The following is a 15,109-nucleotide window of genomic DNA, read 5'->3' on the forward strand; positions in this document are numbered from 1 at the left end:
TTTTGTTGAAATAGAAGGAGATTGTTTATGAGTAAAACGAAACAATTAATAGAAGAAGCAAGTAATTTTATTACGATTTGTTATAAGGAGCTTCATAAAGAACAATTGATAGAAGAACGTATAAAAGAAATTCAAATTGAGATAGAGAAGACAGGGACATATGAGCATACATTTGAAGAACTTGTTCATGGTTCACGAATGGCATGGCGTAACAGTAATAGATGTATTGGAAGACTATTTTGGAGTAAGATGCACATATTAGATGCGCGCGAAGTAAATGATGAAGAGGGTGTATATAATGCATTAATTCATCATATTAAATATGCAACGAACGACGGGAAAGTTAAACCAACCATTACGATTTTTAAGCAATATCAAGGTGAAGAAAATAATATAAGAATTTATAATCACCAATTGATTCGATATGCAGGATATAAAACAGAAACGGGAGTGATTGGTGATTCTCATTCCGCTACATTTACGGACTTTTGTCAGGGGCTTGGTTGGCAAGGAGAAGGTACGAATTTCGATGTATTGCCACTTGTGTTCTCTATAAACGGGAAGGCACCTACATATAAAGAAATTCCGAGAGAAGAAGTAAAAGAAGTGCCAATTGAACACCCAGAATACCCTATTTCATCACTTGGAGTGAAATGGTATGGTGTTCCAATGATTTCAGATATGCGTTTAGAAATTGGCGGTATTTCTTATACAGCCGCTCCGTTCAATGGATGGTATATGGGAACAGAAATTGGGGCGCGCAACTTAGCAGATCATGATCGTTATAATTTACTTCCGGCTGTTGCGGAGATGATGGATTTAGATACATCGAGAAACGGTACCTTATGGAAAGATAAGGCGCTAATTGAGTTGAATATTGCCGTACTACACTCCTTTAAAAAACAAGGAGTTAGTATTGTTGATCACCATACTGCTGCACAACAATTTCAGCAATTTGAGAAGCAAGAAGCTGCTTGTGGTCGTGTTGTAACAGGTAATTGGGTATGGCTTATTCCGCCATTATCTCCAGCTACCACTCACATTTATCATAAACCGTATCCGAATGAAATTTTGAAGCCAAATTTCTTTCATAAATAATATTTAGTGCAGTTTTTTTCTGCAAAATATATTTTTTTTAATTACTGTTATGTAGCAAATGGAAGCCTTTACTCTCGGTTATTTTTGGAAGAGGCTTTTTGAACCAAGGAGTACCTTATGTTATAATCAAATTTCTGTTTCGAAGACCTTATAGAAATATAAGGTCTTTTGTTTTGCTTTTTTATGTAAGAGGAAGAGAATTTTTCTTTTTAATAAGGGATTTGGCATATTTTTAGGGACAACATAAGTATGTGGGAAGTCGATAAAATGTTATGCATATATAATTATTATGTTTTGGGTTTAAACAATAAAACATAATAAAGTTGTTTTTTTAGATTGCTGAGGAAGGAGGAAGTATAAATGAGGATGAAGAGTCGAAAAACTGATTGGCCTGTATTTATTATTAGTGGTGGTTCACTTTTATTATTTGTAATTGCAGTTTTTTTGAACAAGTATTATGTAGAGAGTGCAATTAATAAAAGTTTCGCTTTTTCAATTAAATATTTCGGTGCCTTCTGGCAAGTTTTATTATTAGGTACATTTATTGTTGCGATGTGTATGGCTTTCTCCAAATATGGGAGAGTTAAGCTTGGGGGATTAGAAAAACCTGAGATTAGTACGGCAAAATGGCTTGCTATTATTATGTCTACATTACTTGCTGGAGGTGGCGTTTTTTGGGCAGCAGCAGAGCCAATGTATCATTTGATGACGGTGCCACCAATACATGATGGTATATCTGCTGGAACGAAAGAAGCAGTCATGCCTGCTTTAGCACAAAGTTATATGCATTGGGGATTTTTAGCATGGACGATTTTAGGTACAATTAGTGCGGTAGTTATGATGTATGGACATTATCATAAAGATATGCCGCTAAAACCTCGAACACTTTTATATCCTATTTTTGGGGAAAAATTAAGAAAGAGCCTGCTTGGAACGATAATTGATGCAGCTGCAATTATTGCAGTAGCTGCAGGTACAATTGGCCCAATTGGATTTTTAGGTTTACAAGCAAGTTATGGATTACAAGAATTATTTGGAGTTTCTGATGTGTTTACTACTCAATTAGCAATTATTGTTTGTGTGGTGGCCGTGTCTACCATATCGGCAGTAACAGGTATTGATAAAGGGATTCAAATTATAAGTAATTTAAATGTTAGATTAGCAATTGTGTTAATGGCATTCATATTACTATTTGGGCCAGGTGGATTTATTATTGATTCGTTTGTTTCTTCGTTTGGATTTTATGTAAATGAGTTTATGCCGATGAGCACATACCGTGGTGATACAAGTTGGTTAGGATCTTGGACAATCTTTTTCTGGGGATGGTTTATTGGATACGGACCAATGATGGCAATTTTAGTGAGTCGAATTTCAAGAGGGAGAACGATTCGAGAAATCATCGTTGCAATTGGAATTATCGCACCTATTATTACAACATTTTGGTTTACTATATTAGGTGGATCAGGCGTGTTTTATGAGTTGATGAATCCTGGGTCTATCTCGGACGCATTAAGTGAATCTGGTATGCCGGCAGCTATGATTGCAATTACAGGGCAATTGCCACTTTCTAATATTATTGGACCAGCATTTCTTTTATTAACAATTTTATTTGTAGTGACAACAGGAGATTCAATGGCGTATTCCATTTCAATGGCAGTGACTGGAGACGGAGATCCTAGAATTAGTTTGCGGATTTTTTGGTCGCTTATTATGGGCGCAGTTGCAGCAATTCTTTTATATATGGGTGAAGGAAGTATTAATGCGCTACAATCGTTTATCGTGGTGACGGCAGTTCCGGTATCAATTTTGTTATTCCCAATGCTATGGTTAGCGCCTAAAGTTGCGGGAGAATTAGCATTAAAACAAGGTATTGTAAAAGAAGAAGATAAAACTGCATTCTTATTTCAGAAGGCTAGTAAATCAAAATAAATAAAAACGTAAAAGAGGAAGCATCTTAAATGAGATGCTTCCTCTTTTACGTTTAATCTAATACTTTTCCCTTTGTTTCTGGTACATCTAATACTTTTCCCTTTGTTTCTGGTACACATAGTAGCATTGTAATTAACCCGATTGGGTAGATGATAAAAATCAAGGACAATGCTCCAAGTAGGTTGCCACCTGTAGCAAGTAAGCCAATAATAACAGGCCCAAATCCAGCTAGTCCACGTCCTGTACCGAAAATAAAGTTTTCGGCGGTAGAGCGAGCTTCAGCAGGATAGTTTTCAGCTAAAATTGCTCCAAATCCTCCCATCATTCCATTTGCAAAGAATCCAAGCAATGCACTTCCCCATAATAATAATGTTGAATCTGTGAATAAGAAGAAGTAAATGAGACAGTATACTGTACCGCCAATATAATAGATTGCAAAGGTTTTACGTCGACCAATTTTATCAGCTAGAATACCAAAGATTGCAATTCCAATTAGCATACCGATGGTAGAAATGAACATCCAGCCACTTGCTTTTGCTAATGTATAGTTATATTTATTTGCTAAAATAGTGGGCATCCATGTGAAGATTCCGTAATATCCGAAGTTTTGGATGAACGACATAATAATAAGACCAATTGTTGTAATTGTTACTTTTTTATTGGCAAATAACTTTCGAAGTGGAAATTTTTTTATATGTTTTAGTTGTTCTGCTTCAGTAGTTGTTAATTTACCTGCAGCTTCTTTTTGCAATAGCTCCTTTTTGTAGCGTTGTTTTTGCTCCCATATTTTCGGTTCACTTAAACTTTTACGGACATAGACAGCTAGTAAAGCTGGAATTAATCCAAATAAGAAAACGGCTCTCCATCCAAAGTGTGGGACAATAAATGCTGGAAGGAGTGAAGCAATCAGTACACCAAATTGCCATCCAAGTGCAACAACAGATGTCGCTTTAGCGCGCATTTCTTTAGACCATGTTTCTGTTACGATGGCCATTCCGATTCCGAATTCACCACCAACTCCCATTCCAACTAAAAAGCGCAGAATTAATAATTGCCAGTAGTCTGTTGCGAAATAAATGAGTGCGGTTGCTAGTGAAAACAGTAAGATTGTGAAGGCCATTGTACGAATACGGCCAAACAAATCAGCAATAAATCCAAATAAATAAGAACCAATTAACATTCCTATTGTGGTAGCTAAAGTTAAGTTTCCGCCTTCAACAGGACTTAAGTGAAACTCTTTTAAAATATAGACAAGTACGAACGATAATAGCAACATATCTAAACCTTCTGCTGCATATCCTAGCGCAGAACCAAATAATGTTTTATATCTTTTCGCTTTTGTCTCCTCTGTTGTTTGTTGTACATCAGTAGTGACGTTCATTATTACTCCTCCTTATTTTCTACAGTCGCTATGGAAGAATAACAAAAGGCCTTCTCACCTGATATGATGAGAAGGCCAAAAAAGCATACGTATCCCCAAGAAAAGAACATACGTATATTGTATTCCGACTTCCTTCTCAACCTCACGGGGTTGGGTTAAAGGACTGTATTATATTACTTTATTTTTAGCACTCTTCTATATGTATTGTCAAATAAAGAGGAAGTTATTATGTGTAAAATATTTCAAAAAACATTTCGTTCTTCTTGACGCCGACTTCATTATTTTCCCATAATAAAACTAACTAAATAAAAAGGAATGAATCAAAGATGCTAAATTTAGTACTCATGATGATTGAACGAGTCGGACTTATAGTTATTTTAGGATTTTTACTCTCTCATATTAAAACTTTCAGACGCCTCCTTCATAAACAGGATGGCTATGTAGATAAGCTTAAGCTTATTTGTATTTTTTCGGTATTTACAATTGTAAGCAATTACACTGGGATTGAAATAGCAGGAAATACGATTATGAATGAAAATTGGTTACAAGGTGTTTCATCATCGAGTACTATTGCGAATACACGTATTATGGGTGTTGGAATTAGTGGATTGCTTGGTGGTCCTATCGTCGGAATTGGGGTAGGATCAATTGCTGGTATTCACCGTTATATGCTTGGAGGGACGACAGCTCTAAGTTGTGCAATCTCGTCAATTTTAGCAGGTGTTATAACGGGGTATATTGGATACATTTTCAAAAAGTATAATCGTACAATTACTCCTAAGTTTTCAGCGATTTTAAGTGTTTTTATCGTTTCTTTAGAAATGATTATGATCCTATTAATTGTAGAGGATGGAATGAGCATTGTGAAAACAATTGCGATACCAATGATCCTTGTAAATAGTTTTGGAAGTTTTATTTTACTTTCTATGATACAAGCTATTTTGCGTCAGGAAGAGAACGCAAAGGCACTTCAGACTCATAAGGTATTACGTATTGCAGATAAAACGTTACCATATTTTCGCCAAGGCTTAACAGAAGAATCATGTAAGCATGTGGCACAAATTATTCACCGTTTTACAGGAACAGATGCGGTATCCTTAACAGATACAGAGAAAATATTAGCTCATGTTGGATTAGCATCAGATCACCATATTCCTTCACATAGTTTAATAACTGGTTTGTCGAAAGAAGTTTTACATACAGGGCAAATAATGAAAGCAAAATCACGTGAGGTCATTAATTGTCAACATGAAGGATGCCCTTTGCAAGCGGCGATTGTTATTCCACTAACTTCGCATGGAAATACGATAGGGACATTAAAACTGTATTTTAAAAATCCTAACCAGTTAAGTCGCGTTGAAGAAGAATTAGCAGAAGGGTTAGCAAAAATATTCTCCACGCAGTTAGAGTTAGGAGAAGCTGAGTTGCAAAGTAAATTACTTCAAGATGCAGAGATAAAAGCATTACAAGCGCAAATTAACCCGCACTTTTTATTTAATGCGATTAATACAGTATCAGCTTTATGCCGAACAGATGTAGAAAAAGCAAGGAAGTTATTATTACAGCTTAGCGTATATTTCCGATGTAATTTGCAAGGGGCACGTCAGTTATTGATTCCACTAGAACAAGAATTAAACCATGTACAGGCATATCTATCCTTAGAACAAGCAAGGTTCCCAAATAAGTATGAGGTAAAGATGTATATTGAGGACGAGCTAAAGACAACTTTAGTACCACCATTTGTTCTTCAACTATTGGTTGAAAATGCATTACGACACGCTTTTCCGAAGAAGCAACCAGTATGTGAAGTAGAAGTGCATGTTTTTGAAAAAGAGGGTATGGTTCATTTTGAAGTAAAAGATAATGGACAGGGAATTGAGGAAGAACGTTTAGAACAATTAGGAAAGATGGTAGTTTCGTCAAAGAAAGGGACTGGAACAGCTTTATATAATATTAATGAACGTCTTATTGGATTATTTGGAAAAGAAACGATGCTTCATATCGAAAGTGAATTAAATGAGGGGACAGAGATTACTTTTGTTATTCCAAAAAAAGTAGGGGAGGAAGAACAGATTGTTAAAAGTATTAGTAGTTGACGATGAAATGTTAGCACGTGATGAACTAAAGTATTTATTAGAGAGAACGAAAGAAGTTGAGATAATTGGTGAGGCTGATTGTGTGGAAGACGCATTAGAAGAACTAATGCAAAGTAGACCAGATATTGTGTTTTTAGATATTCAATTATCCGATGATAACGGATTTGAAATCGCCAATATATTAAAGAAGATGAAAAATCCACCTGCAATTGTATTTGCTACTGCCTATGATCAATATGCACTGCAAGCATTTGAAGTAGATGCGTTAGACTACATTTTAAAACCATTTGATGAAGAGCGTATTGTGCAGACATTAAAGAAGTATAAAAAACAAAAACAATCGCAAATAGAAACGAAGCACGAAATAAAGGGGACAGATGTAACAGTAGAGATGCATAAATTAGCATTACCAATTGAAGAATCAATCGTACTTGTTAATATTGAAGATATTGTATATGTAGGACTTGTGGACGGAAAAGTGACAGTAAAAACAATGAGGGAAACATATGTAACACACGATACACTTGTGATTTTGGAAAAGAAGTTGCCGCAAGTAAGTTTCATGCGCATCCATCGTAGCTTTATTGCAAATATTAATCATATTACTGAAATTCAGCCATGGTTTAACTCTACTTATAATTTAATTATGAAAGAAGGATCAAAAGTACCTGTTAGTCGTACATATGCAAAAGAACTCAAAAAGCTGCTTCGTATTTAAGGAGCAGCTTTTGTATTTCATCCTTTTATATTTGTAACTGATTCTGTATATTTGACGTTCCGTTATGTAAACGCTTACTTAGGCGGTTATATTCTATACAATAAAGGTACCAAATCGAAAGAGGTGGCCAAAATGAGTACGAAAAAAGTATATAGTTTCTTATCACAAGCATTCATATTTTCAGCTATTATGTTAATTTCTAATATTATTGCAACACATTTACCAATTCCAATGCCTTCATCGGTAATCGGGTTAGTTATTTTATTTAGTCTATTATGTTTAAAACTTATTAAATTGGAGCAAGTTGAATCACTCGGAACAGCTTTAACAGGTATTATTGGATTCTTATTCGTCCCATCAGGTATTTCAGTTATTAATTCTCTTGGTGTAATGGGGCAATACTTTGTACAAATTTTAACTGTAATTGTTGTAGCGACAGTTATTTTACTCGCTGTAACAGGATTATTTGCACAATTTATTTTAGGAAAAGATGAAAAAGAAACAGAAGATATAAAAGAATTGAAAGTAGTAAATAAAGGACGCAAGCACGGAAAGGTTGCGTAACCATTGTATTTATATATTGTTGGGAGGTAATGAACATGGCAAGCACAATGACTCCATATTTCGGAATCGTCGTTTCATTAATCGCATACGGAATCGGAACATTATTATTCAAGCATTCAAAAGGGTTCTTCCTATTTACACCATTATTCGTAGCGATGGTATTAGGGATTGTATTTCTAAAGGTAGGTAACTTTACTTTTGAAGAATATAATACTGGCGGAAAAATGATTAGTTTCTTCTTAGAGCCAGCAACAATTGCATTCGCTATCCCACTATATAAACAAGTTGATAAGTTGAAAAAATATTGGTGGCAAATTTTATCAGCTATCGTGGTTGGATCTATTTGCTCAGTAATTGTCGTGTTCATTGTTGCAAAAGCAATCGGTTTAGATACAGCAGTAATGAATTCAATGCTACCACAAGCAGCAACAACAGCAATTGCGTTACCAATTTCAGAAAGTATTGGTGGTATTCCAGCAATTACATCGTTTGCAGTTATTTTCAACGCAGTTATCGTATACGCATTAGGAGCATTATTCTTAAAAACATTTAGAGTGAAACATCCGATTGCAAAAGGTTTAGCACTTGGAACAGCGGGTCATGCATTAGGAGTTGCAGTAGGAATTGAAATGGGTGAGGTAGAGGCAGCGATGGCAAGTATTGCTGTAACGGTAGTTGGGGTTGTAACAGTAGTTGTCATCCCAATGTTCATGCCATTCATTGGATAGTAAAACTTACTTAAAAAATAAGAAAAGCAAGCTATTTGTAGAACAGATTTCTACTGATAGCTTGCTTTTTATGTTACAGTAGTGGTAAGACCTATTAAAAAATGTAAGTTTCCTTAAATCTTCATTAATACTATGTAGAATACGTTTTGAATTAGGTCATTGTATTGTAAAATAAGAAGTAGGCTACTATATACCTGGTAAGGTAGGCATATAATGAGTTTATAAAAATCTTAATATGAATGAATAATTAAAAGTAGAAAAGAGAGAGAAATCTACTTATTAACGTTTTAGTTTATAGGACAGGAGAGAGTATTCGTCGATTATGCAAATAAAAAACCTGTTTCAAAGCAAAGGATTTCAGAGGTTACTCGTATTAGTAATACTTGCTCTCGTGTTATACGGGCTGCAAAGTATGTTGAATTTAATATTAATTACGTTTATTCTCACGTATTTAATGGATCGATTCCAAAAGTTTATTTCACGCAAATTAGATCATTTCATGCCTATTAATCGAAAAATTATTATAGCATTTCTATATGTAATGTTAATTGGTGGAATTGCTATTACGCTATTTAAATATTTACCAGTATTGACGATACAAATTTCACAACTGATTTACCAATTCAATGTATTTTTAAGAAACCCACCAGATAGTGAACTAATTAAGTATGCAGTTAATGCTGTCAATCATATGGAGCTTTCTAAATATGTAGGACAAGGCGTAGACATTTTGTATAAATCGATTACGAATGTTGGTAAATTTGGCCTTCAAGTTTTACTTTCTTTAATTTTGAGTTTATTTTTCTTATTAGAAAAATCTCGTATTGTCGGTTTTACTGCAAAGTTTAAAGAAAGCAGGCTTGCAATTTTCTATACTGAAATTGAGTACTTCGGAAAGAAATTTGCACGTTCATTTGGAAAGGTAATCGAAGCGCAATTTTTAATTGCTGTTGTTAACTGTGTTCTTTCAGTTATCGCATTATGGATATTAGGATTCCCACAATTATTAGGTTTAGCGTTAATGATTTTCTTGCTGGGCTTAATTCCAGTAGCGGGGGTTATCATTTCGTTATTCCCACTTTGTATGATTGCTTACAATATTGGCGGTATCATGTACGTTGTTTATATTTTGGTTATCGTAACAGTGATTCATGCGCTTGAAAGTTACGTATTAAACCCGAAGTTTATGTCGCAAAAAACAAATTTACCGATTTTCTATACATTTATGGTATTAATCTTCTCAGAACACTTCTTAGGTGTATGGGGATTAATTATCGGTATTCCAATCTTCATCTTCTTATTAGATGTTTTAGACGTGACAAGTGATGAAATGGAGAAGGATGTTGGAAAAAATAAAGTGAAGTAAAGAAAAAGCATCGATGTTCGGTGCTTTTTCTTTTATAATATGATGTTTCTTATGCCATACTGTAAGCAGAACATAGAATAGGGGTGAAGTAATGGCTGTAAATGAAAAGATAGAATTGGCTACATTTGCTGGAGGGTGCTTCTGGTGTATGGTTTCGCCATTTGAAGAGATGGAAGGGATTATAAAGGTTGTTTCTGGCTATACAGGTGGTCATAAAGAGAATCCAACGTATAAAGAAGTATGTTCAGAAACGACGGGACATTATGAGGCAGTACAAATTACATTTGATGCAAATAAAATGCCGTATGAGGAATTGTTAAATATATATTGGAGACAAATTGATCCGACCGATATTGGTGGACAATTCCACGACCGCGGACAGTCTTATGAAACGGTGATTTTTTATCATAATGAAGAACAACATAAAAAAGCAGAGGCCTCAAAAGAAGAGCTTGAGCAGAGTGGACGCTTTTCAAAACCAATTGCGACAAAAATACTACCAGCAGCTACATTTTATCCAGCTGAAGAATATCACCAAGGATACCATAAGAAAAACACATTCCGCTATGAGTTATATCGTAAAGGCTCAGGACGAGATGCTTTTATTAAGCAACATTGGCCAAAGGATAATGCTCATTTAAAAGAAAAGCTCAATGAGATGCAGTATTATGTAACACAGGAAAATGGTACAGAACCACCATTTCGAAATGAGTATTGGAACCATAAAGAGGAAGGTCTTTATGTAGACATCGTTTCAGGTGAGCCGTTGTTTACTTCTCTAGATAAATTTGATAGTGGATGTGGATGGCCTAGTTTTACAAAACCAGTGATGTCAGCAAGTGTGAAAGAAAAGATGGATGTGAGTCATAATATGACACGTACAGAAGTGAGAAGTAAAGAAGGAGATTCACATCTTGGGCACGTATTTCCAGATGGTCCAGGACCAAATGGCCTTCGTTACTGTATTAATTCCGCAGCTCTTCGATTTATTCCAAAAGAGGAATTAGAGAAAGAAGGCTATGGCGATTTCCTAATCTTGTTTGGAAATAAAAAATAACCTCGCAGTTAGCGAGGTTATTTTTTTGTTATTTTGTTTTTTTCTTTTTAAATTTGCTTAATACTTCATAAACGATTGGAACAATAAGAAGTGTTAATAACGTTGAACTTGTTAATCCACCAATTACCGTTACGCCAAGTCCTTTAGAAATTAAGCCACTACCTTCAAATCCTAATGCAAGCGGGATAAGAGCACCGATTGTTGCAATTGCAGTCATTAAAATTGGACGAAGGCGTGTTGCACCAGCTTCTAATAAAGCTTCACGTGTTGATAGTCCTTCATTTTCCTTATGAATAACGCGGTCGATAAGCACGATTGCGTTTGTTACAACGATACCGATTAACATAAGCGCACCAATCATTGCAGATACACTTAATGTTTCACCAGAGATTAATAAGGCAACAAGAGCCCCAATAATTGTAAATGGTAGCGAGAATAAAATTGCGAATGGTGCTAGGGCACCACCAAATGTAACGACAAGAACGAAGTATACAATGGCAATCGCAGCTAACATCGCTAGGCCAAGTTGCTTGAATGATTCTTGAATATCTTTAGTAACACCGCCCATAGAAACATCTACACCAGAAGGAAGATCCATTTTATCTACTTCTTTTTGTACTGCAGCAGATGCTTTTGAAACGTCATCAGATGTTAATTTGGCACTAACCTCTGCATAAACACGTCCATCTCGGTGTGTTACTGTATTCGATGTTTCACCTTCTTTTACATTCATAACATCTTTCACAGCTACTTCATTACCAAGTGGTGTTGTAATTTTGCGATTTGTTAAGTCATCGATTGTTTCATAATTTTGTTTTTCAGCTTCTACATATACATTGATATCTTTACCGTCTTTTTTAATTGTTGTCAGAACAGGGCGATCATGTTGATTAGAAAGTCCCATTCCAATTTGAGCAGCCGTTAAGCCCATTTTACTCAGCTTTTCTTGATCTGCGACTAAAGTGTACTCTGTATATGTTTTTGCAATACTAGAATCTATATCTTTTAAGTCTTTATTTTTCTTCATGATATTTTGAATATCTTTTACGACAGGCTTAATGTCTTCTGAGCTATCTCCATAAACGTATAGTTTAATTTCGTTACTACCGCCACTTGCTCCGAAGTCTTGGTTTTTCCATTCGCCTTTGCCAGACATCTTCTGTAAATTTTTAACGACTTGTTCTTTCTCTTTTTCAAAGTTTTTCGTGTCGTTATCATATTGCACGAAGAACATTGCTTGGTTTGATTGACCAGGACTCATTGGATTCTCTCCACCTAATGAGAACTGAATTGTTTTGACGTCTTTATTATCTTGGAAGTGCTTCTCAGCTTTTGTTGCAATTTTTTCAACGTCTTCTAACGTTTGACCTGGTTCAGGATTATATGTTGCAATAATCATTTTTTCTTCTTCAGAAGGTAAGAAACTTACACCGATAACTGGTACAAGTGCAAGGCTACCAACTAATAGAAGGACAGCGATACTTGATGTAATAATTTTGTGATTTAAAGCCCATGCAAGTATGCGTTTATATCCATTTGCTAATTTACTTGGTTTTTCTTCATGATGTACTTCTTTTTCCCTCATGCTCTCTTTCTTAAATAAGGAATGAGCTAGCATCGGTACGATTGTAACTGCTACTAGTAATGATGCTAATAAAGCAAAGACGATAGTTAAGGCGAATGGTAAGAACATTTCACCAATCATACCTTTTACTAGTCCAAGCGGTAAAAATACAGCAATTGTTACAATGGTGGAAGACATAATTGGGATAAACATTTCTTTCGTAGCTTCACGAATTAAATCTTTTCCACGTAATTTCTCTTCTGATAACGACATACGTCGGTAAATATTTTCAATAACAACAATTGAGTCATCGACAACGCGGCCTATAGCAACGGTCATTGCTCCAAGTGTCATAATGTTAAGCGTAATATCCATTTGCTTTATGACTAAAACAGCAATTAATAAAGAAAGTGGTATTGAAACGACAGAAATTAACGTTGTTCGAATATTTCGTAGGAACAGCATAATAATAACAATCGCAAAGATAGCACCGAAAATTGCTTTGCTCAGCATTGTTTCAACTGATTTTTCAATAGGTGCACCTTGGTCGAATGTTGAAATGATCTCTAAATCTTTATGTTTTTTCTCAAAATCTTTTACTTTATCTTTTACTGCATTTACAACATCAACTGTATTTGCATCAGAGGCCTTCACAATTTGAATTCCAATTGCTTCTTTTCCATTTGTTCGAGAAATAGATTCTGCTTTCCCAACTTCTTTAATGTCAGCAATTTCGTCTAATGTAACTGTTGGAATCCCGTTCATAGCAGCTGGATTCATTTGCGGCGTTTGTGCACCAGCGCCAGCATTTTGACTACCTTGACCGTTAGGTGAGGAAGGTATAGCTGGGATTTTAAGTTCTTTTAACGCTTTAATCGTTGTAATATTGCCATCTACAACAACTGATTTTTCCATGTCTTTAAATGTGTATAAGCCAAGTGGTAAAGATACATCCGATCCCTTAATCACATTTTTTACGGTATCTTCACTTAGTCCTAGTTCTTTCATTTTATCTTTCTTGAAGACAAGCTGTACTTCATCTACTTGTTGGCCAGCAATTTGAACAGATGCAACACCATCAAGTCCTTTTAATCCTGGTACAACATTTTTTTCTACATTTTCAGTTAAGGTAGCTAAAGATTCATTCTTACTTGCCACGCTTAACGAAATAACTGGAAAGGCATTGAAGTTTACTCGTGAAACTTTAGGATCTTTAACACCTTCTGGGAGTTTTACATTTGTGAGAGCTTCTTTAATTTCTGTTTCTGCTTTTTCCATATTTTTATCAAAATCGTATTCTACTTGAATAGAAGATGCGTTTTGAAAAGATGATGAACTCACAACGTTAACACCGCTTAAATTTTGTAGTTGTTCTTCCATCGGCTTTGAAACTTTATCAGCTACTTCTTCTGGTGTAGCACCAGGATAGACCGTAGTTACTGTCACAATCGGTGTTGTAATATCAGGGATTGTTTCCAGCTTCATATTGAGTCCAGAGTAGATCCCCGCAATAGTAACAATAATGGTTAGTAGCCAAACTGCGAACTTATTTTTTAACGAGAAATTGATGATTTTGTTCATGTTTGCGCTCCCTTTTTATTATATTGACCAACTGGTCAGTCTAATACATAATATAACTGACCGTTCGGTCAATCGTCAATAAAAAGAGATGGTATAATACATTTATAATAAGATGCGAGATTAAATTTAGGAGAGAAGATATGAAAGAAAAAGAGCGTTTAATTATAGAATCGGCTATGAAGTTATTTGCTACTAAGGGTGTAAATGCGACATCAGTGCAGGAAATTGTGACAGCTAGTGGTATATCTAAGGGAGCTTTTTACTTATATTTTAAATCGAAAGATGAGCTTTTATTAGCGACACTTCGATATTATTATGACAAAATCCAAAAGAAAATGCTGGATATTGAACAAGAGCCTTTATTACCACGTGAAAAATTTGCAAAACAATTACATTGTCAGTTTAATGATATACAAAAGCATAAAGAATTTATTATTATGCATGCGAGAGAAAATGCGATTCCGTTTAATAAAGAAGTAGAAGAATTTATGATGCGGATGAAGTTAGAGTCTCATGCATTTTATCGGAATAGTTTATTGTCCATTTATGGTGAAAAGGTTATGCCATATTTATTGGATTTAGTAATTATGGTAGAAGGCATATGCCGTGGGTATTTAGAATTAATTATTTTACAAGCACCAGAAATTGATTTATCGTATGTAGCTGCTTTTATTTTAAAAAGAGTAGATAATTTAGTAGATGGCTTAGTAGAATCTTCGGAAGAACCTATTTTACATGAAGAAAAGCTTGGAGAATTCCTTTGTAAATCAGAGCTTATTAAGGAACAAGTTAAAGAACATTTTTTAAAAGAGATTATTGTATTTAAGCGCACTTTAGCTGATCAATTAGAGGATGATGAGCTGTTGGTTACATTAGATGTTTTAGAGGCGGAAATACGATTGCTTAATCCAAGAATTCCGGTAATTAGAGGTATGTTAGCAAATTTAGAGGCGTATCCGGAATTAAAAGAATTTCGATTACGCCTTATAGGATACTACAATATAAAAAATTCTTAATAAAAATAAGT

11 protein-coding genes and 1 pseudogene are annotated in these 15,109 nt (G+C 34.9%); 10 read left to right on the forward strand and 2 right to left on the reverse strand.

The genetic code is table 11. The features are described from left to right. Positions 1 to 27: 27 nt before the first annotated feature. Positions 28 to 1,098, forward strand: a complete 1,071-nt coding sequence (locus tag DN401_RS23005) for a nitric oxide synthase oxygenase (RefSeq protein WP_000047627.1) — start codon at positions 28 to 30, stop codon at positions 1,096 to 1,098. Between the two features lie 360 nt (positions 1,099 to 1,458). Next, on the forward strand, positions 1,459 to 3,027 hold the full coding sequence (locus tag DN401_RS23010) for a BCCT family transporter (protein WP_149287943.1): 1,569 nt from the start codon (positions 1,459 to 1,461) through the stop codon (positions 3,025 to 3,027). Positions 3,028 to 3,079: 52 nt separating this feature from the next. Here the strand turns inward: DN401_RS23010 and DN401_RS23015 are convergent, their stop codons facing one another. Continuing rightward, the gene (locus DN401_RS23015) at positions 3,080 to 4,408 is read right to left on the reverse strand and encodes an MFS transporter (protein WP_149287944.1); all 1,329 of its coding nucleotides are present in this window, start codon (positions 4,406 to 4,408) and stop codon (positions 3,080 to 3,082) included. Positions 4,409 to 4,734: 326 nt separating this feature from the next. Between DN401_RS23015 and lytS the strand changes: the two genes are divergently transcribed. The 7 genes and pseudogenes from lytS to msrB all read left to right on the forward strand — a co-directional run bounded on the left by lytS (position 4,735) and on the right by msrB (position 10,937). Further along, positions 4,735 to 6,504: a two-component system sensor histidine kinase LytS gene (lytS, locus tag DN401_RS23020; protein WP_000933565.1), complete on the forward strand. Its 1,770-nt coding sequence runs from the start codon at positions 4,735 to 4,737 to the stop codon at positions 6,502 to 6,504. Further along, positions 6,482 to 7,222, forward strand: coding sequence for a LytR/AlgR family response regulator transcription factor (locus DN401_RS23025; protein WP_000921842.1), 741 nt, complete (start codon positions 6,482 to 6,484; stop codon positions 7,220 to 7,222). The genes lytS and DN401_RS23025 overlap by 23 nt, the downstream gene beginning before the upstream one ends. A gap of 132 nt (positions 7,223 to 7,354) precedes the next feature. Continuing rightward, entirely contained in the window at positions 7,355 to 7,786 is a 432-nt protein-coding gene (lrgA, locus tag DN401_RS23030; protein WP_000104892.1) for an antiholin-like murein hydrolase modulator LrgA, read from the forward strand. A 35-nt stretch (positions 7,787 to 7,821) separates the two neighbouring features. Next, positions 7,822 to 8,514, forward strand: coding sequence for an antiholin-like protein LrgB (gene lrgB, locus DN401_RS23035; protein WP_000168869.1), 693 nt, complete (start codon positions 7,822 to 7,824; stop codon positions 8,512 to 8,514). Between the two features lie 322 nt (positions 8,515 to 8,836). After that, positions 8,837 to 9,880, forward strand: a complete 1,044-nt coding sequence (locus DN401_RS23040) for an AI-2E family transporter (RefSeq protein ID WP_001166010.1) — start codon at positions 8,837 to 8,839, stop codon at positions 9,878 to 9,880. 91 nt (positions 9,881 to 9,971) lie between these two features. After that, positions 9,972 to 10,439, forward strand: a pseudogene (msrA, locus tag DN401_RS30295) (peptide-methionine (S)-S-oxide reductase MsrA); the annotation flags it as partial. Positions 10,440 to 10,484: 45 nt separating this feature from the next. Further along, entirely contained in the window at positions 10,485 to 10,937 is a 453-nt protein-coding gene (gene msrB, locus DN401_RS30300; RefSeq protein ID WP_224201069.1) for a peptide-methionine (R)-S-oxide reductase MsrB, read from the forward strand. Positions 10,938 to 10,965: 28 nt separating this feature from the next. On the opposite strand, the gene DN401_RS23050 is transcribed toward msrB, so the two are convergent. Continuing rightward, positions 10,966 to 14,082 carry an efflux RND transporter permease subunit gene (locus DN401_RS23050; RefSeq protein WP_001033488.1) on the reverse strand — a complete coding sequence of 1,039 codons (3,117 nt, stop codon included), beginning with the start codon at positions 14,080 to 14,082 and terminating at the stop codon, positions 10,966 to 10,968. A gap of 140 nt (positions 14,083 to 14,222) precedes the next feature. Here DN401_RS23050 and DN401_RS23055 point away from each other — a divergent pair, with 140 nt between their 5' ends. Further along, positions 14,223 to 15,098, forward strand: a complete 876-nt coding sequence (locus DN401_RS23055; RefSeq protein ID WP_000659633.1) for a TetR/AcrR family transcriptional regulator — start codon at positions 14,223 to 14,225, stop codon at positions 15,096 to 15,098. Positions 15,099 to 15,109 lie beyond the last annotated feature (11 nt).

Origin of the sequence: Bacillus sp. BF2-3 (assembly GCF_008368795.1) — a bacterium.
GTDB classification, from domain to species: Bacteria; Bacillota; Bacilli; order Bacillales; family Bacillaceae_G; genus Bacillus_A; species Bacillus_A cereus.

Excerpts from the sequence above, each read along its gene's own strand:
- DN401_RS23040 (WP_001166010.1), top strand. The coding sequence starts at position 8,837 with ATGCAAATAAAAAACCTGTTTCAAAGCAAAGGATTTCAGAGGTTACTC.
- lrgA (WP_000104892.1), top strand. The coding sequence starts at position 7,355 with ATGAGTACGAAAAAAGTATATAGTTTCTTATCACAAGCATTCATATTT.
- lytS (WP_000933565.1), top strand. The coding sequence starts at position 4,735 with ATGCTAAATTTAGTACTCATGATGATTGAACGAGTCGGACTTATAGTT.
- DN401_RS23015 (WP_149287944.1), bottom strand. The coding sequence starts at position 4,408 with ATGAACGTCACTACTGATGTACAACAAACAACAGAGGAGACAAAAGCG.
- DN401_RS23005 (WP_000047627.1), top strand. The coding sequence starts at position 28 with ATGAGTAAAACGAAACAATTAATAGAAGAAGCAAGTAATTTTATTACG.
- lrgB (WP_000168869.1), top strand. The coding sequence starts at position 7,822 with ATGGCAAGCACAATGACTCCATATTTCGGAATCGTCGTTTCATTAATC.
- DN401_RS23010 (WP_149287943.1), top strand. The coding sequence starts at position 1,459 with ATGAGGATGAAGAGTCGAAAAACTGATTGGCCTGTATTTATTATTAGT.
- DN401_RS23050 (WP_001033488.1), bottom strand. The coding sequence starts at position 14,082 with ATGAACAAAATCATCAATTTCTCGTTAAAAAATAAGTTCGCAGTTTGG.
- DN401_RS23055 (WP_000659633.1), top strand. The coding sequence starts at position 14,223 with ATGAAAGAAAAAGAGCGTTTAATTATAGAATCGGCTATGAAGTTATTT.